The sequence below is a fragment of the Glaciecola sp. 1036 genome (genome assembly GCF_050306235.1).
Taxonomy (GTDB): domain Bacteria; phylum Pseudomonadota; class Gammaproteobacteria; order Enterobacterales; family Alteromonadaceae; genus Glaciecola.
Genome location: NZ_JBLWFH010000002.1, coordinates 345823 through 365358, shown reverse-complemented (window position 1 = coordinate 365358; position 19536 = coordinate 345823). Strand labels below are relative to the sequence as shown.

General features: G+C 39.2%; 21 protein-coding genes. 8 read left to right on the top strand and 13 right to left on the bottom strand.

The genetic code is table 11. The features are described from left to right. Positions 1–14 precede the first annotated feature (14 nt). Positions 15–1163 (bottom strand): iron-containing alcohol dehydrogenase, encoded by a 1149-nt coding sequence (locus ACNKW3_RS04250; RefSeq protein WP_427398023.1) that lies wholly within the window; start codon positions 1161–1163, stop codon positions 15–17. A 275-nt stretch (positions 1164–1438) separates the two neighbouring features. Further along, positions 1439–2146 carry an aspartate/glutamate racemase family protein gene (locus ACNKW3_RS04245; protein WP_427398022.1) on the bottom strand — a complete coding sequence of 236 codons (708 nt, stop codon included), beginning with the start codon at positions 2144–2146 and terminating at the stop codon, positions 1439–1441. A 168-nt stretch (positions 2147–2314) separates the two neighbouring features. Between ACNKW3_RS04245 and ACNKW3_RS04240 the strand changes: the two genes are divergently transcribed. Further along, positions 2315–3268 carry a hypothetical protein gene (locus ACNKW3_RS04240; protein ID WP_427398021.1) on the top strand — a complete coding sequence of 318 codons (954 nt, stop codon included), beginning with the start codon at positions 2315–2317 and terminating at the stop codon, positions 3266–3268. Positions 3269–3274: 6 nt separating this feature from the next. On the opposite strand, the gene ACNKW3_RS04235 is transcribed toward ACNKW3_RS04240, so the two are convergent. Beyond that, positions 3275–4246, bottom strand: a complete 972-nt coding sequence (locus tag ACNKW3_RS04235) for an AraC family transcriptional regulator (protein WP_427398020.1) — start codon at positions 4244–4246, stop codon at positions 3275–3277. A 254-nt stretch (positions 4247–4500) separates the two neighbouring features. Here ACNKW3_RS04235 and ACNKW3_RS04230 point away from each other — a divergent pair, with 254 nt between their 5' ends. Further along, entirely contained in the window at positions 4501–5340 is an 840-nt protein-coding gene (locus ACNKW3_RS04230) for an alpha/beta hydrolase family protein (protein WP_427398019.1), read from the top strand. Positions 5341–5348: 8 nt separating this feature from the next. Here ACNKW3_RS04230 and ACNKW3_RS04225 read toward each other — a convergent pair whose 3' ends face one another. After that, the gene (locus ACNKW3_RS04225) at positions 5349–6605 is read right to left on the bottom strand and encodes a serine hydrolase domain-containing protein (RefSeq protein WP_427398018.1); all 1257 of its coding nucleotides are present in this window, start codon (positions 6603–6605) and stop codon (positions 5349–5351) included. Positions 6606–6982: 377 nt separating this feature from the next. Between ACNKW3_RS04225 and ACNKW3_RS04220 the strand changes: the two genes are divergently transcribed. Further along, positions 6983–7156, top strand: a complete 174-nt coding sequence (locus ACNKW3_RS04220) for a transposase (RefSeq protein ID WP_427398182.1) — start codon at positions 6983–6985, stop codon at positions 7154–7156. Between the two features lie 64 nt (positions 7157–7220). Here the strand turns inward: ACNKW3_RS04220 and ACNKW3_RS04215 are convergent, their stop codons facing one another. From ACNKW3_RS04215 to ACNKW3_RS04200, 4 genes are all read right to left on the bottom strand, one after another. Further along, on the bottom strand, positions 7221–7454 hold the full coding sequence (locus tag ACNKW3_RS04215; RefSeq protein WP_427398017.1) for a hypothetical protein: 234 nt from the start codon (positions 7452–7454) through the stop codon (positions 7221–7223). Positions 7455–7553: 99 nt separating this feature from the next. Then, on the bottom strand, positions 7554–7817 hold the full coding sequence (locus ACNKW3_RS04210) for a Txe/YoeB family addiction module toxin (RefSeq protein WP_427398016.1): 264 nt from the start codon (positions 7815–7817) through the stop codon (positions 7554–7556). After that, positions 7810–8064: a type II toxin-antitoxin system Phd/YefM family antitoxin gene (locus ACNKW3_RS04205; protein WP_427398015.1), complete on the bottom strand. Its 255-nt coding sequence runs from the start codon at positions 8062–8064 to the stop codon at positions 7810–7812. The genes ACNKW3_RS04210 and ACNKW3_RS04205 overlap by 8 nt, the downstream gene beginning before the upstream one ends. 575 nt (positions 8065–8639) lie before the next feature. Further along, positions 8640–9470, bottom strand: coding sequence for an NAD(P)H-binding protein (locus ACNKW3_RS04200; RefSeq protein WP_427398014.1), 831 nt, complete (start codon positions 9468–9470; stop codon positions 8640–8642). A gap of 421 nt (positions 9471–9891) precedes the next feature. On the opposite strand from ACNKW3_RS04200, the gene ACNKW3_RS04195 reads away from it, so the two are divergent. Beyond that, positions 9892–11142: a hypothetical protein gene (locus tag ACNKW3_RS04195; protein WP_427398013.1), complete on the top strand. Its 1251-nt coding sequence runs from the start codon at positions 9892–9894 to the stop codon at positions 11140–11142. A 72-nt stretch (positions 11143–11214) separates the two neighbouring features. Here the strand turns inward: ACNKW3_RS04195 and ACNKW3_RS04190 are convergent, their stop codons facing one another. Next, positions 11215–11778: a helix-turn-helix domain-containing protein gene (locus tag ACNKW3_RS04190; protein ID WP_427398012.1), complete on the bottom strand. Its 564-nt coding sequence runs from the start codon at positions 11776–11778 to the stop codon at positions 11215–11217. 225 nt (positions 11779–12003) lie between these two features. Between ACNKW3_RS04190 and ACNKW3_RS04185 the strand changes: the two genes are divergently transcribed. Further along, positions 12004–12549 carry an HNH endonuclease gene (locus ACNKW3_RS04185; RefSeq protein ID WP_427398011.1) on the top strand — a complete coding sequence of 182 codons (546 nt, stop codon included), beginning with the start codon at positions 12004–12006 and terminating at the stop codon, positions 12547–12549. Between the two features lie 5 nt (positions 12550–12554). On the opposite strand, the gene ACNKW3_RS04180 is transcribed toward ACNKW3_RS04185, so the two are convergent. From ACNKW3_RS04180 to ACNKW3_RS04170, 3 genes are all read right to left on the bottom strand, one after another. Further along, positions 12555–13157 carry a class I SAM-dependent methyltransferase gene (locus tag ACNKW3_RS04180; protein ID WP_427398010.1) on the bottom strand — a complete coding sequence of 201 codons (603 nt, stop codon included), beginning with the start codon at positions 13155–13157 and terminating at the stop codon, positions 12555–12557. A 101-nt stretch (positions 13158–13258) separates the two neighbouring features. Next, positions 13259–14080, bottom strand: coding sequence for a DUF2145 domain-containing protein (locus ACNKW3_RS04175; protein ID WP_427398009.1), 822 nt, complete (start codon positions 14078–14080; stop codon positions 13259–13261). Between the two features lie 29 nt (positions 14081–14109). Then, a complete protein-coding gene (locus tag ACNKW3_RS04170; RefSeq protein ID WP_427398008.1) occupies positions 14110–14481 on the bottom strand; it encodes a hypothetical protein in 372 nt (123 codons plus the stop codon). A gap of 134 nt (positions 14482–14615) precedes the next feature. Here ACNKW3_RS04170 and ACNKW3_RS04165 point away from each other — a divergent pair, with 134 nt between their 5' ends. The 3 genes from ACNKW3_RS04165 (at position 14616) to ACNKW3_RS04155 (ending at position 18934) form a co-directional block, all read left to right on the top strand. Then, the gene (locus ACNKW3_RS04165; RefSeq protein ID WP_427398007.1) at positions 14616–15356 is read left to right on the top strand and encodes a helix-turn-helix domain-containing protein; all 741 of its coding nucleotides are present in this window, start codon (positions 14616–14618) and stop codon (positions 15354–15356) included. A gap of 226 nt (positions 15357–15582) precedes the next feature. After that, positions 15583–16485: an MlaA family lipoprotein gene (locus tag ACNKW3_RS04160; protein WP_427398006.1), complete on the top strand. Its 903-nt coding sequence runs from the start codon at positions 15583–15585 to the stop codon at positions 16483–16485. Then, on the top strand, positions 16478–18934 hold the full coding sequence (locus tag ACNKW3_RS04155; protein WP_427398005.1) for an efflux RND transporter permease subunit: 2457 nt from the start codon (positions 16478–16480) through the stop codon (positions 18932–18934). Before ACNKW3_RS04160 ends, ACNKW3_RS04155 begins: the two co-directional genes overlap by 8 nt. Here ACNKW3_RS04155 and ACNKW3_RS04150 read toward each other — a convergent pair. Continuing rightward, positions 18931–19464: a prepilin-type N-terminal cleavage/methylation domain-containing protein gene (locus ACNKW3_RS04150; protein ID WP_427398004.1), complete on the bottom strand. Its 534-nt coding sequence runs from the start codon at positions 19462–19464 to the stop codon at positions 18931–18933. The two genes, ACNKW3_RS04155 and ACNKW3_RS04150, sit on opposite strands and share 4 nt — an antisense overlap. Positions 19465–19536: the final 72 nt, after the last annotated feature.

Here is a 19536-nt window from a genome sequence, read left to right as displayed (position 1 = left end):
AACTAATTGCTCAATTAATAGGCTTGGCGATAAATTGACTCTATGTCAACAGGGTCAAGATCTCGAGGATTATTTCTTAATAAACGCGTTACCTTACTAGCTTCTTGCGCTAAAACGGGAATGTCACTTTGCGCAATATTAAAATGTCTAAGATTGGAAGGTATTTCAACTTGACGGCAAAGTGATTCAATAGCGTTTAGTACGTTATCTACGATAGCGTCTTTGCTCAAACCCTGTGTGGGGAGCCCTAATACTTGAGCCACTTCAATAAAGCGTGACTGACAAGCTATCGCATTCCATTTCATTACATGAGGCAACATCACCGCATTGCTCATGCCATGAGAAAGATGGTAGCGACCACCCAAAGGGTATGCTAACGCATGAACAGCACCTACCCCTGCATTTCCGAATGCTAAGCCTGCGAGCAAACTGCCAGTTGCCATATGTTCACGGGCTTGCAAATCGTCTCCCCTCGCAAACGCTTTAGGTAATGCATTAAAAATTAATGGTAGGGCCTGTTTCGCTAGTGCATCGGTCAGCAAACTAGCATTTACAGACAAAAATGCTTCTAACGCATGTACAAATGCATCTATGCCACTCGCCGCTGTTATTTTTTTAGGACAACTTACTGTCATCTCAGGCGCTACAATTGCGATGTCAGGCAAAAGGAAGTCACTTACAATTCCCTTTTTTAATTGTTCTTCGGGATCAGATAAAATTGCAATATTGGTAACTTCAGACCCAGTGCCAGCAGTGGTTGGAATTGCAATTAAAGGCGTTGAACGACCCTTTACGTTATTTTCACCAAACATGCTGCTTATTACATCTTGGTGCTCAATTGATACAGCAAGAACCTTTGCACTATCGATAGCACTGCCACCACCAACGGCAATAATGCCATCAACCTTATGGTCTCTTAAGTGACTGACATAACCTTCAATCACATTCACTTCAGGTTCTGGGGGAATATCATCAATAATAATTAAATTATTGCTTTTAATTTGTTCAGTAATATTGTCTAAAATTCCAGATTTGGTTACGCCTTGGTCAGTAATTATTGCAGGTGACTGTATATTTAATTGTTGCATTTCTTCTGCAAGTTTTTTTACTGAGCCAGATCCCGTGATAAGTTTTCTCGCAGTTTTAAAATAAGCTACTGACATTTGATTTTATTTTTATATTCCTTTGGTGATAGCCCCTCTGCAACTGTTAGGCCAACTTTGTTAAATAGCTGTAAACAGCCAAAAATACGATGTTACAACATTGTTACTCATAACTTGGCTTTCTCAGTTGATATATTTTTTGCATCAATTGATTCGATATAGAATCAAATTATAAATAAAATGAGTGAATGCCAATATAGCCCTATGGTATTAGGCAAGTGTTAACCTTGTACCTTGTCGACTTATATTGGCTGTCTCTCATGATGACTACTATTTTAATAGGCGATACTACTAGCAATGGCTAACCGTGCAGCCTCAGTGGCGTGAATTCTGGTGGTGTCGTAGATGGGAACAGTTACGTGAATTTGTTCAATTAGCATGGCAATTTCAGTGCAACCTAAAATGATAGCTTGTGCACCTCTATTATGTAAGTCTGCCATAATCGCTTGATAGCATGCTCTTGATTCTTCTTTGACAACTCCTTGGCAAAGCTCCTTGTAAATTATGTTGTGAACCTTGGTTTGTTGTTCATCATTTGGAACGATAACTTCTATTCCAAACCCTTTAGTTAGATGTTGTTTGTAAAAATCTTGTTGCATAGTAAAGCGAGTGCCAAGCAAACCAACCTTTTTAATACCATCAGTCTGCAATCGAATCGCGGTCGTATCCGCTATATGCAACAAAGGAATAGAAATACTTTCCCTGATTTCTGGTGCTATCTTGTGCATAGTATTGGTACAAATAACAATAAAGTCTGCCCCTGCTACTTCTAACGATCTAGCTGAATCACATAAGATCTTAGTCATTTCTGGCCAATCACCCTGTTGTTGCAATTTTGCTATTTCATCAAAATTTAAACTGTTAAGGAGTATTTTGGCGGAATTCAATCCACCTAATTCTGATCTCACTACTTCATTGATAATTTTGTAATAACTGATGGTAGATTCCCAACTCATACCGCCTAACATACCGATTGTTTTCATTAAAGTGTCCTAACTTTCTGTCGTAATTGACTGTTATTATTATAAAATTGTTACAACTTAATATTCTCGCGCTCTATACTTGAATATTAAAATCTGAGTATACTGGTAAATAGTAAATGATTAGCGCTTCGAAATGGACTTTTTTTATGCTTATGCTAGGTATCTTGGATGAAAAACTATCTTACTTCTTTGCCCAATAAACTGCCTTGGTTCAATAGGCTAATTGCTTTTTTTGCAACTAGGTTGGTTAGGTTTAAACGTTTTTTTTTCAAACTTAATTTTTCCCAGAGAGCTTATCTGATAGCGGCAGCGCTTTGGTTATTGACAATAATCTTAACTAGCGAACCTGAGTTCTTATCTTATCTAGCGCTATTCTTCTCGGTCATTGGGTTTGGTCGCGAAACCTATTTGTTATTTCACAAATTTTGGGAAACCAAAGGCGGCAAAATCGCCATTATTGTGCTCTATGCTTCCATGGCGAATGTATCACTTGCCTTCGCAGCGCTCAAAATAAATGAAATCACCGGCATTGAACCCTTCCCTTTTGTATTTACTTTGGGGTTTAGCACATTAGTTATTGCGCCCTTCTGGATTGGTGTTTCTTCGCTGATGATATTGATATTGACGCTAATCATTCTAAATATCTGGATCATTATTCGCCTGCTACTAAAACCCTTTGGGGTCAACATTAATATCCATTGGGAAGATAAGGAGTACGCTGGCAGAACCATGCTACTTAGAATTTTATTGATCCCACCAATGATTGCAGGTATGACAGTACTTATTGCCCCTTATGTGGTAGATGATCCTGAGTTAAGCACGTTAGAAATAAACCTGAGTGAACAGAATGATAATGTGGTAAATACACGCAAAGTCAGTGATTTATCAGAAGAAGACATTGAATATTTTAATCAATTTAAACAGGTCAACCTGTCGATTAAAAAATTAATCGCAGATTTTATTTTCACCTTTGAAGCATACGAAAAAAGCATATGCACGAAAGAAGAAAATCAGCGCAGCGTAATTATTGATGAAAATTCAGTGTTGCTGATCAGTGAAGATCCTGACAGTGAATTAGGGTACAAGTACACGCTGAAAGCTTGTGATCCCGCGTATGAATAAAAGGTATTAGCTTAAAGGTTCAGCACTTCGTCTAACCTCGCGGGGGCTCTTACCTATGACCTTTTTGAATACCCGCGAAAATGCCGATTCGGATTGGTAACCAATATCCAACGCGATAGACAATACTGTGTCTTTGCTAAGTGTTAACTTGGAAAACGCAAGCGACATGCGCCACTCAGTTAAATATTCCATCGGCGTATCTCCCACCAAACGTTTAAATTGCTGAGAAAAGCTCGTTCGAGACATTCCGACTTCTTTGGCTAATCCCTCTAAGCTCCAGTGTTTGTCCGGTGAGTCATGAATCAACTTCATGGCTTTTCCTATACGGTCATCTTCCAAAGCTCCCAACCAAGCAAGTGATGTTTCATTCAGTTGACCTAAAAATTCGCGTAATGCTGCTATTACCAAGATTTCGGCCAATCGGGAAATGACGGCTTCTGCACCTAAAGAAATTTGTTGTGATTCTGATTTTAGTAACTGGCTAATGCTTTCAATTAAACTCGCAGTTTCTACGTTAGACTTTTTTATCAAAATGAAAGAAGGCAGTATTTCGACAATTTTTTTTGCTAACGGATGATCAAATACCATGGCACCACAAACTAAACGAGTAAGCTCCCCATTGCCTCCAAAGGTTAATTTTTCATAACGCTCAGTAATGCACTCAATAGGCAGTTCGGCCAAGGGCGTTGCCGTCTTGCATTCTCCGTCGGATACTATATGCCCTTCGCCTTTTGGAAAAAGGATGAAATCACCTTGCGATAATTCAAGACTCTCGTCACCGCAAGAAAAGGTCGCATCTCCTTCTACAACAAAATGGAACATCATACATTGCAGCATTGGTGGCATCTGCGTTGACCACGGCTTTCGTAGCTCAGAAGCAGTATAGAATGCGCTTTTCATTTGCAGATTGTTCAGCAGCTTACTAAGAGAACCATCGTCAATTGTAGTGGCTGTTCGCTGAGTATGATCAAACTCCATTCGCCTATCCAATGTTACATAACTTATATCCACGACCAATATACGATAGATGATCATGAAATTCGACTGCTATCTACTCTGGAATAATCAAGCATTTTTAAATCTCGCAAAATTTAAAAAAACTCGCCATTATTTGGTGAAAATATTAGCTCTCACAAAATATTGCTTTTCTATTCACCTTACTTTTCATGAACTTAAAGGACTGGTTTGATTTTTGCGTTCGTACTGTGAACAAACTTAACGAGAATCTAAGAATGAAAATTTCTATCTCCATTATTTTTCTATTCATTACCACTTGCGTTTTCGGCGATGAATTCGACAGCGAAGAAATAACCTTTATTAGTCATAAGGAAAAACTTTCTGGCACCATTGTTTTTCCAAAGAATGGAGAAATCCGATCTGCGGTTGTTTTTGTTCATGGTTCAGGAAAACAGAAACGAAATATGCATTGGGCGACGCGCTTTGCTTCAGATGGTGTTGCTGCTCTGGTTTACGATAAGCGAGGTGCAGGTCGTTCGGGCGGTAACTATGAAAGTCAGCAAAGTGTGGGTGAAAAAAACCTTCAATTGCTAGCTGATGATGCAATTGCGGCACTAAATGTTCTGCGCGATCATCCAAGAACAAAAACGCTTCCTCTTGGTTTAACTGGTATTAGTCAAGCCGGTTGGATTGTTCCCTTAGCTGCTGAAAAAAGCGCGGAGGTGGATTTTTTGGTGTTATGGAGTGGGCCGGTTTGCAAAGTGAGTGAAGAAGACATTTTTAGCAAATATACCTCAGATTGGGATCAAGAAAATGTTCCGAGTTTTAAAGAAGCGCTTAGCGCCAGACATCAAAGGTATATTTGGCCAGATTTTCTCGGTAAGGATACGGACTCAAGTGAAAATTTGGCAACACTGGATATTGCTGGTCTTTGGATATTTGGAGGGAAAGATGGAAGTATTCCTGTTGATTTGTCTATTAGCAAGCTCAACAAATTAATTGAGAGTGGCCACAAATACGAATATATCCTCTATTCAAATCAAGGTCACAACAACATGGAAGCAACATTTTCTTCAGCCACTAATTGGATAAACAATTTCGCCAACAAGCACTGAAATAATCTTTATTGAACTTCGGCTAACTTGTTTGATAACTGCCGTGCAATGGGCAGTAAATTGTGAGTTTCGAAATTTTTATCAGCAGTTCCAAACCAAGCCATGACAAAATTATTTTCGGATGAAACATATAACCCTTGCCCAGAAAAACCATCTTTGAACATATCACCGTTAGACCAAATTAGATCCCATTGCATTTTACTTTGTTGTGGCGGGTCGCCATTAAACAATTGGTTTAAGCTTTTTTTTCGGGCTGCTGAAAAAGTTTCTGACCTACGCTCATAATTGAGACCGTAAACTTCTTTGTGAAATTTTATCGATGAATTTGCGTTCGAAATCATCAGCAAACCAAATCTAGCGATATCGTTTAGCCTAGCACTAATACCACCACCAGCATACGACTCACCAAAACTATTTATTAACATCAAACCATCAGATTCAGCTCCCATCGGTTGCCATACAAGCTCTGCCAGAGCTTGGTACAAAGGTTTGGTTGTTACAGCTTCAATTATAAATCCCAAAATAAGTGTATTTGCCGAGTTATATTCTGAAAATGAAGTAGCAGAAGGGTTTGTTTTTACCGCCATTAGGTAGTCTTGGGCACTACTTAATGACAGCGTTTTTTGCGGTACTATGTTAAAAATTTCATCAACACGATAGACACAGTTTTGAGGATCATCGTACTCATGACTATCGTTGCAGCCCATTTTTGACTGCATGTCAGCTACGCTCTGAACCGACACCTGCCCCCAATCAGAATGAGAAAAAGAAGGTAAATAGGTTTTTACAGGCGCTGTTAAGTCAATTTTTTCTTGCTTTACTAATTCAGCTAAGGCAGCTGATACCATTACTTTTGAAACCGACCATGCCGCATGTCGGTCCAAGGCTGTATGTGAGTTGTAGTGTTCAAAAATTATATTGCCTCTATACACCACAACTACGCTATCAATACGATCATCTGATTTTATATAAGCGTCTAATGTTCGCGGTTTTTCATCAACTATAATTTGCGTCTGAGCAAAATCTAGGCTGTTCTCGTTCTCCAATGGTAAAGCTTCAGCCGCCGTTATAGCAGTGTGATTAAAAAAGGCAGGCATATTTAACCATACAAAACGTGTTTGCTCGCCCCCGAGGGGAAAAGACGTTATCTCAAAATGTTTGAACTTATCCCTACTGTGCTCAAGCTCGTTAATAGGTTGATTCGCCATCGCAATGTGAGGTAATAAGAAGAGAAAAGCGACAAGTATTTTAAAATAGATAGACATAGCCTATGACTTGTTAAATTACAGACGTTGTTGCCAAGCTAATCTAACTGAATCGCCATTAATTTACCAGCCCCCTCAGAGTTAGATACAGGGTAAGCCAATATTGATGGATTTCCTATAACTAAAATTTACGCATGGAGATGAATGAGGGGTTATCACAGAAATAGTCCAGATTTGAAAGGTAAATCAGGTCTTCGATTTTTTATAAATTAGAGGCAACACTAACCACAATATAGCCATCGAATTTTCGAATGCGAGGTTTTATACCATGAGTAGACGAGAAGAACATGAGCGTTTGACAGGGTTGTAATTTCCTGAAAAAGGAACGTATACGCAAGAACAGTTAGCGCCAGAAATTATGAAATAATGTCTATACTATTCTGAACACATTTCTAGGTAGCGAGAAAGTCCTAGCCCTTACCATCTTATTCGACTTTGGGGAAATTAAGCTATTCCCCCACGATCATCAACTTGCATCCTACGCCAGATTAGTCAAATGCAAGGCCGTATCCGCCCTTGCTCATAAAATTGGCTTTATCTTGAAAAAGTGAGCAAAGGATTTTCTTTTTTCATTGACAGGCCTGAGGCTCATATGTGTTATGTGACTTTGCCAATTTAGTCTTCGAACTCTTCAGGTATTTCTTGTTTGAATATTTTGATCGCTCTTTCAATCAGTGCAAGTGGTAACTCTTTTTTGTACAAAGTTACTTCTCTGGTTCTTTTCGTATCGTCTCTGAAGATTTCCATGATCATTATTCCATGGCAATAATACTCTACTCCTATGCCGTCTCTGTCGCCTACGTCACTTGCGATAGTATAAGATTCAATTTCCAAAAATTCCGTTTCCATATGGTCAACAACCAGTCACATAACACTTTCGATAAGCGGTTTTTACGCGCTCTTTGTAAAAATTCGTTTTCATCGTTTTGTTAACTTTTTTCCCATCTATCAATAATGATAACGGCAAGAGATTACGACTATTGAATCGCTCTCTACGGCATAAACTAAACGATTGGTGTCATCAATTCTTCGCGACCAGAAACCGCTTAGATTTTCTTTAAGCGGTTCAGGCTTTCCAATTCCTTCAAAAGGTGAGCGTTTTACATCCATTAAAAGTTTATTGATGCGTTTAAGCGTCTTCTTGTCCTGAGTTTGCCAGTACAAATAGTCTTTCCAAGATTCATCAGTCCATGACAATAATCTTTTATTCATCCACCAAATCCCTCTGAGTATATTCACCCTTTTTGTATTGGGAAATAGACTTTGCTAAATGAGCAGCATTAGCAGGCGACTTAAGTAAATAGACTGTTTCCATCAAACTGTTGTAATAGTCGAGGGACATTACCACGGCATCTTCAGCGTCCCGTCTAGTAATTACTGTGGTATCTGCATCATTGACCACATTATCTAAAACCGTCTTCAATCCGTTTCTGGCTTCTGTAAAAGATACAACTCTCATAATATTTTCTCATGTACAGGTTATAAGACAAGTCTATCTAATAAGTACTAAGTTGTACAGTTAAAAAGACAAGTCTTGTGCGATTGAAAGTTAACGATCTTTTTATCTACACGTCTAGATATGACCAAATTGACAGTTGCTAGATATGCTTACATAAGTCAATTTCATGCCAAACCAGACGAAATGTCAATGTAAGGCGTATTCTTTCGCTTCAACAACTCTCAAGAAAAGATCCATGGGGTGAATTCTCGCTTTCAACATTATTATTAAATTCAATTGGTTACTTACAATCTATTGTTTATTGAGTGCAGGAAACCGAGACTAGCTATGTATTCGAGTCGTTTTTCATGCTTAGATAAAATAAAAGTCCGCTAAGCAGAGCTTAATTTCACTGATTAAAGTAGTTCTTGATATAGAAGCATTAGCGTATTCCAAGGAGATAGTGACTTTCGTCACTATGGCGCTTCTTCGTAGTTAAGGGCTAAAATGCGTACTAATAAATCCTCAATTTCTCTTGGATGACCCATAAAAGCCCCTGCAATCAGTTTGACCAACTAAAACAGAAGCGGTTAGGCTTAAGCGGACACATCCGCTGGCATAAAGCACTCAAGATTACCCGCAATAAATTGCTTGAAGCTATTTGCGGGACGACCTAACGCTTGATGCACACCTGCGCAGCGGTATTCATTCCGGCCATCTAATACTTCATTAAAAAGATAGGTCAACATACCAATAGTGTCCCCATCAACGCCTAATGCTTGCAGATTCTGCTGAAATTGCTGCATGCTAATTTGTTCAAATTCAACCCTTTCTCCCAGTTGTTTACTAAAGAGATCAGCTAATTGCTGAAAGTTTAACAATTCAGGCCCCGTCACTTCATACAACTGACCGCTGTGGCCTTCTTGAGTCAAAGATGCCACTACTACGTCTGCAATGTCATCCACGTCAATAAAAGGCTCTTTTACATGACCGACAGGGAGGGATAACTTTCTATCCAAAATGAATTGTGTAAATAGACCTTCACTAAAATTCTGATTAAACCAACTTGCCCTCACTATGGTCCAAGAAAGCCCAGAGTCTTGTAGAATTTGCTCACATTCTTGGGCCGCTTTTTCGCCTCTACCGGAAAGTAATGTAATGTGTCTAACGCCGTTCTGTTTGGCAATTTGACACAATGCGAGAATATCACCTTTAGCTTGTGGCATCGCCAAGTCTGGAAAATAAGTGGCGTAAATGGCATCAATCCCATTCATTGCCGGTGCCCAAGTCGAGCTATGCGACCAATCAAAATAAACTTCAGCCTTTCGAGCCGCTAGTTTTAGCTTGTAGCCGAGCTTTTGCAATCTGCTTGCGACCCTTGAACCTGTTTTACCTGTAGCACCTATGATTAAATGATTTTCGTACATGCTTAAATCTCCTTAGTTTTATGTAGGAGACTTATTTAACTATAAACTGCGGATACTCATATTCGCCCAGCGTTCAGCTTTATTAACTGAACGTACAAAAACCACGGTCGAGTGACCAATATTTATACAACATTTGTTACCGTAATAATAAACAGGTAGATGCAAGGTTAAATTTATGTTAAAACCTTTATTTTTAACGGCTGTAGGCACGTTTTTATTTACTCAAGAAAGCCAAAAATGTATACTCATTAGACTTTTGTATAGCTCTAGCAGCTGTTTTTGCATTTGCCTTTTAAGAATATTTTCGGATTTCCGATAAGTTAATACCACGCAGTTGATGTAAAAAGAGGAAGTTAGAAAATGTACAAATTGTCTCCAAAAATTCAGATAACCTCTTTTTATCAAGGCTAAGTTTCAGTCGATGAGACTCTTCATCTCTTGTTCCCTTGTTTTAATAATGCTTTCATTCAGTAAAGCAAGTAACGCTAGTGAATCCTTGCCAGGCATTGAAAGGCAAGTGATAGTGCTAGCAACTGCTCCAATTTCTCAAGAAAAGGTCATCTCAGATACCTATACTCGAGATAAAGTGAAAAGCATTGTTGCCTGTGCTTTTAATGCAATTAATTACCGAGCAATCATTAAGGAAGTTCCCTGGACAAGAGCGAGACGAGAAGTCATTAATGGTAAGATGGATGGTATATACCTTACCGATAGCAAAGGCGCAGCAATAGGTGTTTCTTCACATCCTGTTTATCTTGAAAAGTGGTTTGCATATTCGCTCGCACAAAACGATTTAATCGACAAGCATCCCAAAATTGGGACCATAAAAGGCAGTTCAGAGGAAACTTGGTTACAAGAACAAGGGACTAGGTCTTTTATTCATGCACGTAGCATTGATCAACTTGTTTCTCAATTTGTAGCGGGTCGATTTGATCTTTTTATTGCTGATCGCCACCAGACACAAAAAAGTTTGCAACAGAATTTTAAACAGGTGAGTGTGAGAGAGTCTTTTGTTAGATATTCACCAAAACGACTCACCTTCTCTAATCAGTTTGTTGACCAACATCCCCATGTCGTTGAGGCATTTAATCAACAGATTGGAAATTGCAACAAAGAAATTACCAAATTAAGTGCGTTTGAAAGGGAAAAAGTGATCAACTTTATTGAGCATGACCTGTTACCACTATTCTCCTCAAACAGTTTTCGTCAAATTCAAAAAGAATTTGATGACCATAATTACACCATTGAAGAAGTGCTAAGCTTAGACAAAGCATGGCGACACTCTGTAGAGAACAACCTTGTACCCGACTTTGCTGAAACCATGATGGAGCTTCCAATGTCGAAATTTGTTCAAGGTGTTAAACAGAAGAAGTCTTTTATTCATGAAATTATGATTACCAACAGTGAAGGTGCGCTAGTTGCCACTTCAGATGTAACGTCTGATTTTTGGCAAGGCGATGAAAGCAAAATATTAAATTTGCAAGAAAATCAGTTTTATTTATCTGAAATTACCTATGATGAATCTTCCAACCACTTTATTAGCCACTACAGCACACGCCTTATCGAAGATGAAAAGACACCTGAAAAGTCGTTGATTCTGGTTGTTGGAATAGCATTGGAAGGTTTACTGGTCGATGACGTTGCATTGGCATTTCAAGCACATAAAGAATAGTGCTCGGCTAAAACAGAATTCAGATTGTTGGAACGGTGCTTCCCTGCGCCATGACTTAGTTCCAAATCTTTGTCAATTTTCCCAACTTGAAATCTGTTCAATTGATAACGCAAACGCGTTTAAATCCATCGGTTTGTGAAACATACGAATATCACCTTTGTACTTCTTCACATTACCGTTAACGCCTTGGCTACCAAAAATAAATATCTGTGGATTGTAATCATTCATACTTTCCAATTGCGCTAGCAATTCACCCACTTCAATATTACTGAGCTCACTGTCTACCACGATTAAACATGGGCGCTCTTTGGCTATGCAATATCCAGCCTGCAAGGCATTTTGAAAATGCATAACATCGAAATCTGCATCTCTGGCGATGCGTTTTACATGACGAACAAGATGCTTGTCATTAGCAATGAGTAAACAACCTCTTACTTCGATGTCATAACTGAGTTCAGCAGGCATAGGTATATGATTTTCCTTTAAAAATGAAATTAAATCATCTTCTCGAATTCGGTTGTTTCCTCTACCAGGCAACTTAAACGCATTCAACCTGCCTGCGGTGATCCATCGCATCACTGTTCGTGAAGTGACATCACACATAGTAGCAACATCTCCACTTGAAAATGTCTTCATGTTGTACCGACTACTTTCTGGTTAACATGCTGAGATAGTAGCAAAAACTCCTTAACTAGACGACAAAAGCGACACTCCTGCGTTTATACTGAGGTATGTAAATTTATGCCTATCCTCAACCGCTCTAACTGAACAAATGAAAGAAAAAAGCGTTATTTAATACCACTGTCACGTTTTACGACTATGATTAGGGTGCATAATAAGAAAAACAGCGAGACAACACTTATGATGATACTCAAGCTGAATAAATCCGGAATGCCAAAATCTTGGATTAGCGCTGAAGAAGCCGCCAAATGCTACTGCCAAGGTAAAGTTATCTTTGAATTAGGTGAGACCGAACAAATCTTGTATGGTGGGTGGAACAGTAAAGGCGAGCAGAGCCAACTTAAAATTTCATCTATTATTGGTTGTGATGGACAAATTACTGAAGATAAAGGCCATATTTCACTCACTAATCGTTTCTTGTTTCGTCGTGACCAGCAAATGTGTCTTTATTGTGGTGGACACTTCGCCCTTACTCAATTGACCAGAGATCATATCATTCCGCGTTCGAAAGGCGGAAAAGACACCTGGACCAATGCCGCTACAGCTTGTCGACGATGCAATCATATTAAAGGCGCAAAAACACCTGAAGAAGCAAATATGAAACTACTCGCGGTGCCTTTTACGCCCAATATGTACGAGCGATTTTTCTTAATGAATCGTAAAATTTTAGCCGATCAAATGGCATTTTTAAGCGCGCATTTTTCCGCGCGAAGAAACTGGCAATAGACCCATTATTCTGGTTTTTGGGCGATTAAGTACCCATGGCGCTCAGGAAATTGATCGAACTCTAAATGTTTTAACTGCATTCCTTTAGAAAGCAGAAGTTCAATATAGCCGTTAGTGCCTAAGGTCGAATAATACATCGCTGGCCCCATGGCTGTGTTAACATGTTTATCAGCGTTTTCAGTTCCGCCGAAAGAAAACAAAAGTACGCCAGCAGGCGCTAAAGCATTGACTAATTTATCCATAACAGCTTGTTGCGATGCCAATGGAATATGCCAAATACTGTCCCATGCTGTAATAAAATCATATTGCTCAGTAAACGAATACTCGCAAATATCACCGCAAATAATGTCTATTGTTGGATGGCGCTCTTTTGCTAAAGCAACCATTTGTTCAGATACATCTATTCCCTTGGCTGTAAGCCCATGCTCAATAAGTAAATCAAAAATGCGTCCTGAACACCCGCAACCAACGTCAAAGGCTGATGCTGGATTTTTTACAAATTTAAGCGCTCGCTTATGCTGTTCTATGCCATAGCTGCGATTAAAATCACTGCTATTAAAAAGAGGGGTTAATTGGTCATAGGCAAGGCCTATTTCATTAGGTTGCATTGAAATTCCTAAAGATGAAAAGTTTGCGCTAATAGGTTATCAATGGTGTAAATTCTGCCACAAATTGCATAATAGTGGCAGAATTCAAATGGATAAGTTGATTAAAGTTGAGTCTGCGTCACTTGGATATCAGTACCAACTTGGCGCAAGGAGACGGCGTCGGTAACTAAATCATATTTTTTCAGATAGCGACCTATGCTAGTGAATGTAGCTGTTTCTACTTTATCTTTATGATCACGGGTGGACACATCTTCCATAAAAATACCTCCTAACATCAGTTTAAAGCGGCTTGTGTGCACTCGTTGTGCATCAAAATAGCTTCTAGCATTGGCTTTTAGCCTAGGGATATCTGTAGTGCTATAAATAGCGCTATTGACCATGTCTAACGTAAACTCTGTGCAATTTTGATAGGTGCTGTTAAATGGACTCGCAATGACTGAGTAGTTTTCATTGTGCAGCGCTTTATAGTTGCCCGATGCAATCAACTGAATTAATCCTAATTGCACATCTTTGTTGGGAATGATAATCCCGGCATTTAATTCCTGAGCTCCCCAGAAAAAATCCACAGGATAATCTGTCATTAAAAAGCTATGCTTTTTATCATCCGCTTTTTGATACAAGTTATAGATGGCATATCCAAAAGCTTGTTCTCCAGAATCCAATGTCACTTGTGAATAAATGGCTACTGCAGTATGCGTAAAGTGAATACCTTTAGGTAAGTCTTCACTTGGTCTTCCCACTCTTGCGATTAAAAATGCTCTAGCACCCTTTTGCGCCGCATACTGCTCTACGCTTTTTGCAAAATTTATTATCTCTTCAGGGGCAAATTTAGCTTCTGCATTGGCCTGACTGCCAGCCTGTACATCAGTGCTGGAAAATAAAATCAAACCGCAAGAGATTAAAATAAATAAGTACTTTTTCATGGCTAGCTCCTTTTTATAAGCTTTAGCGACTATTGTTCAATAGTCGTTTTCTTGGTTTTAGTGGTCTGAGTTTGCTCTATCACCACCTTATTAGGGGCAGGGTCTACCGTGATTACTTTTTCAGTGATGATTAGAGGTTGATCACTATCAGCAATTTGAGCCAGCTTCTCTCCAGAAGCCACCAATACACTTCCTGTTGCGACGCTAAATCCACCAGCCACCATCACAGGAACAGATGCAACCGCACTGGCAGCCTTCGCGGTAGAAGCTGTACCATGAGCAACCGCTAGAACTGAATGTTTGCTGGCTTGGCCGCTATGTTGCGAAGCGCCGCCCTCTGCAAATGATAAAAATGAAGTGGTTACTAAGAATGTTGCAATAATTAATTTAGGTGTTTTCATGTTTTACTTTCCTTTTGTTTAGATGCGGGATCCAGATTATTGCTAGGTATCAAATATGTAAACCATTGTATGAAATGTATAAAATTAGTACGCTTTAGGTATACTATAAATATACTTTTTCGTGGATTTACATTATGAGTCAAATTAATCAGGTCGTTGCCACACTTAAATCTCTACTCAAAAATCAAAATATCACCTATCGATTTATTGCTTCTTCCCTTGATATGAGCGAAGCCAATATAAAACGCATGTTTTCACAGTCGAGTTTTACTTTGGAAAGACTTGAACAAATCTGCGACTTGGTAAACATGACCTTGGCTGATTTATTCGCCATGACGGAAAAACGAATAGACAAAATCAGCGAACTGACCTCTGAACAAGAAAATGAATTATTGGATAACCCTAAATTATTATTGGTAGCGGTTTGTGTAAGAGATGGATGGACCTTTGAAGAAATCATAGCGCAATATACCATTGATGAGCACGAAGCTATACGTTTACTGGTTAAGCTAGACAGATTACGCATTATTGAGCTGTTACCGAATAACAAGTACAGAAGTCTTATTGCACAAGATTTTCGTTGGAAACCGGGCGGAAAATTAGAGAGCTTTATGGAGCAAGAAGTCATGGTGAAGTTTATGGCGCCAAAAAAAGGAGAAAAATGGAATTTTCGTTTTTATTTAAGAGGTCGGTATTCAGATGCCTCAATAAACATTATTCAACGCAAACTTAATCAAATTACTAAAGAAGCCGCCCAGCTTAATATTGAAGACCAGGCATTACCCTTGAATCAACGACAGCATTTTGGTCTGTTGTTGGCCATGCGGCCTTGGGAACCTTCATTGTTTGAAAACCTGAGACGACAACCGAAATAAATTTACGAATTGTTAGTGGCTTAGGAATAGGTAAAGAATTCACATTAATAAGAATATTTTTACCAATCCTATTGCTGCGTTAGGCTGTCCATCATTTTTTTTATTATGTTTTCATGTAGTTAATTACTTTGCTACTCAATTTTTCTTTGGCGTAAAAAATGCAAAAAGCAGATGGAGTTTAAATCGGCAATTACTATCAATGCGCTGTGGAGACAACGGAGTAAACATGAAAAGAAAAATAACGCCAACGATAGGGATCTTTATAGTTGTATTGTTCTCGCTAGCGGGATGTGCAACGAACAACGCAGATAATCAACAAACAGCGACATCCAATCAAGAAAATACCCAAGCTAATGATAAGGTGACACAATTATCTCAGGCTAAACCTACCACTATACAAACTTCTAATGGCGAAATTACTATTAACCCTACGGTAATAAGTGCCACAGACGCAAACTTAGGTGAAGACTCACTAGCGCCAGATCAGGCTTATTACGACCCATTGGAATGGCTAAATCGCCCTATATTTACCTTTAATCACTATGCCTATACTTATGCGCTTATTCCTCTCGCCAAAGGTTATAACAAGGTGGTTCCAGACCCTGTGAAAAAAGGCGTAGATAATGCCTTTGACAATATTCGAGAACCGTTAAATCTCCTCAACAATGCACTCACTGGAGAGTTCTCAGATGCAGGTCGCAATCTCGGGCGATTTCTGATCAACAGTACAATTGGTATCGTGGGATTATTTGATCCGGCCAGTGATTGGTTTGACATTAAAAAAGAGCCCAAAACCTTCGCTGAAACACTGATGGATTATGACGTGGGAAGCGGTGCTTATATAGTGTTACCCCTTCTGGGCCAATCAGATTTGCGTGGAACTACATCGATTATAGGCGAAGGATTAATTCATCCCATAGGTGAAGTAGTAGATAGCCCTGATGACTTTTATCTGCGAACCTTTGATGGATTTGATGATTTTTCAGCACAAGCGGATTTATACATCGAATTATATGAATCTTCTGAAGACCCTTATCTTTATTTTCGTAACCAGCACATCCAAAGCACCAATAGAAATGAGTTGATGAATGCTACGCCTGAGGAAACGCCGGAGGATGAAAATGAGTAGTAGTTCGGGTAAACAACATCTCATAAGTCAAACCATTGCAAAATTTATAGTAAGTGATCGCATACCCATAATCATCTTATTTGCGATAACGTTTGCAGCATTAGCTTATTTTTCAACACAGTTTAAAATTAATGCGTCTGCTGACACGCTGTTAACGAAAAATAACGAACTCTACATTGAAACTCAGCTTGCGAATGAGAAATTCTCCCCATCCGAGTTCATTTTAATTGCCTACCAACCACGTAATCATGCGCTTTTTTCTGAGCAAACGTTTCAAGATTTAGCGCAGTTAACAAATCAATTTGAACAAATAGAGCGATTGGAAACGACCAACTCGATTCTTAATGTCCCCCTAATTTCAAGTGCTACTAACTTACTGCAAATTGATAATGTGGCTGATTTAACCTACCAAAAACAGCAATATTCTGTTGAGCAAATGCGAAATATGCTCAGTGAGCATCCCATTTATACGGATCTTTTGGTTAACGAACAACAAGATGCCACGTCAATTCAATTGGTGTTTAAGAAAAATTCAGAATTAGAAGCATTAAACGCGCAAATGTTAGATATTCAAGCGCAAACTTTAGATGGAGAATTGTCTGACGAACAACAACAAACCCTTGACTCATTAAAACAAGAAGCCAGTAAAATTGAGGAGCAGATAGGGAAAACTCGACAACAAGAATTAGCACAAATCGAGCAAATAATTGCGTCTACAGATGCTGATGCTGATATCTTCATTGGGGGAAGTTATGTTGTTGGCCTGCGTTTAATTGAAATAGTAAAACAAGATCTTGTTTATTTTGGCATTGGCATTGCCGCGCTTATCTGTTTGTTACTGGCAATACTTTATAGAAGTGTGAAATGGGTCATCTTTCCAATACTGGCCTGTGGTGCTAGTATCACTGTGACTATGGGCGTATTGGCAATTTTGCAAATCCCAGCCACTGTCATATCTGCCAACTTTATCGCCTTACAACTCATATTAACCTTGGCCATAATGCTTCACTTAATTACCTGTTATCGAGAAATCAGCCGAGATGACGAAAGTTTAACTCAAAAAGAACGAGTGATAGCCACACTTACAGATAAAATAGCACCTTGCTTTTTTGCCGCCATAACCACTTCAATCGGGTTTGCATCGCTGATATTTAGTGGCATTCAACCGGTAATGGATTTCGGTATCATGATGCTAATTTCCAATCTTGTGACTTTACTAGTGGCTTTACTGCTGTTTCCTGCGATATTGAGCTTTTTGCCAGCGACTAAAGAAGCGCATGAGTATACTTGGGTAAAGTCGCTACTCAACAAAGTTAAGTCATGGGTAATTAATCACCCAGCCAAAACCGCCATAATTCCGCTAGCAATTTTAATCGGTTTAAGTGTAGGAATTAGTAGGCTTACCGTTGAAAATAGTTTCATCAACTACTTTCACCAAGACACCAAGATCTACCAAGAGCTCAGTTTTATAGACCGGCAGTTTGGTGGTTCAACCGCATTAGATGTGGTTATAAACTTGCCTAATGCCCAAGAGGGTGACTTGTTCTTACGTGCCGAGACCATAAATCAGTTGCACTTGAGTCATGCCACTATTGATGCTTTTGAAGCATCCGGCAATGTAACCTCTTTAATTAACTTCACCCTGTTAGCAAAACAAGTTAATCAAAATATGCCGCTCACTGAATACGAATTAGACGTTATCTATGAAGTGGTGGACAAAGAGGTTATTGATCAACTGTTAGGGGCCTACGTTGATACAGACTCAAAAACTTTGCGAATATCAACTCGAATAAAAGACTCTTTACCTGATCTAAATCGCCAGCAACTACTGGACAACATCAAAGCCGATTTAGCCGCGTCTGGTTTAGAACCAGAACAATATAAACTAACCAATCTGTTCATTTTGTACCAGGATATACTTTCACGCCTTTTCGATTCACAAATCACTACATTAGGCATTGTTTACATAGCACTCGGTATTGTACTTTTGATTATATTCAGGTCGTTGAAGCTAGCGCTAATTGCTCTGGTACCCAATATCATTACCACTACTGCAATTTTGGGGCTTATAGGATGGCTAGGTATCCCATTAGATTTGATGACAATTACCATAGCTGCGATCGCCATGGGCATAGCGGTAGATGACACTATTCACTTTATGGATGCCTTTATAACAGGACAAAACCAAGACAAACTTAGTGGACTAAAAAGCGCGTTTTCTCATACTGGATTGGCGATTACTTATACCACGACGCTCATTGCATTAGGCTTTGGCATGTTTATGTTCTCTGATTTTATGCCTAGCGTGTATTTTGGCTTATTGACAGCCAGCGCTATGCTATTTGCTCTGTTCTGTGATTTAACAGTGTTACCGACTTTGCTACAAAAATTTGTAGTTAAGCCGGCGACAGACATCAATGAAGATGAAGTAGCGCCAGCTAAGGCTTAGAAGTTAATAACCTGCACATCACCGGCTGAACCTTGATAGGTTTGGCCGTTGTATGTGTAAGGACCAAAATCGCGAATGTAATACACAAAGTGAGGTAAATTTCCACTGGCGAACGTACGATCCCCATATTGTTTACCGTACGCGCACATTTCAGTAAAACCAAATGAATTCCAACCATCAGCAAGTGCTGACGCAGGATTAGAAACTCCATTAACTGTCTCAGAGCTGTTTAACAAACGGGTCCAGAGATTTACGCAAAACTGTGCGCCACTGCCATCACCTGTGGGATAGCCAGAAACAGAGTCTATATACACCGTTTGATCGCCTACGGTTAATGGAGATGTTTGGCGCATTTGATACAAACCATACACTAATTGAACAGAAGTTTTGAAGGCCGCCGCTTCAGCTCGCGTTGCAGCTTCATGCGCATCATCTGAAATATCGATAAAACGCGGGGCGGCGGTCACCGCTAATATGCCTAAAATGACAATCACTATGATTAATTCAATTAATGTAAAACCTTTTTGCACAACTACTCCAAATGCTTTTTGTGGGTATAACGATTTATCGACTTTTTCTATAATTACTTGAGAAATTTTTTA